This window comes from Pseudomonas taiwanensis (assembly GCF_013393345.1).
GTDB lineage: Bacteria > Pseudomonadota > Gammaproteobacteria > Pseudomonadales > Pseudomonadaceae > Metapseudomonas > Metapseudomonas resinovorans_C.
The window spans coordinates 1-313 of the sequence record NZ_QJRF01000001.1; the positions used below are offsets into that span (position 1 = coordinate 1).

Annotated in this window: 1 protein-coding gene; it reads right to left on the reverse strand. The window is 67.7% G+C overall.

The genetic code is table 11. The features are described 5' to 3' along the window. The coding region (locus DM872_RS00005) for an L-serine ammonia-lyase, iron-sulfur-dependent, subunit alpha (protein ID WP_179057551.1) at nt 1-313 on the reverse strand (313 nt) is incomplete at both ends.

Genomic DNA, 313 nt, shown 5'->3' on the forward strand with positions numbered 1-313 from the left:
GCCGCGCCGTTGGTGGGCGCGGTGACCATGCGCCCGCCCGCAGCGTTTTCCTCGTTCACCGCCAGGGCGTAGAGGTTGACCCATTCCATGGCGCTCATGGTGCTGCCGATGACGTTGGGCTTGCCCAGCTCCTGCAGGCTGCGGTGCAGCTTGGCCGCGCGGCGGCGCACATTCAGCCCACCGGGGAGGATGCCTTCGTGGCCGAGGCCGTTGCTTACGCATTCCTGCATGGCGTCCCAGAGTTTCAGCAGCCCGGCGCGGATCTCCGCCTCGCTGCGCCAGGCCTTCTCGTTGGCCAGCATCAGTTCCGAAA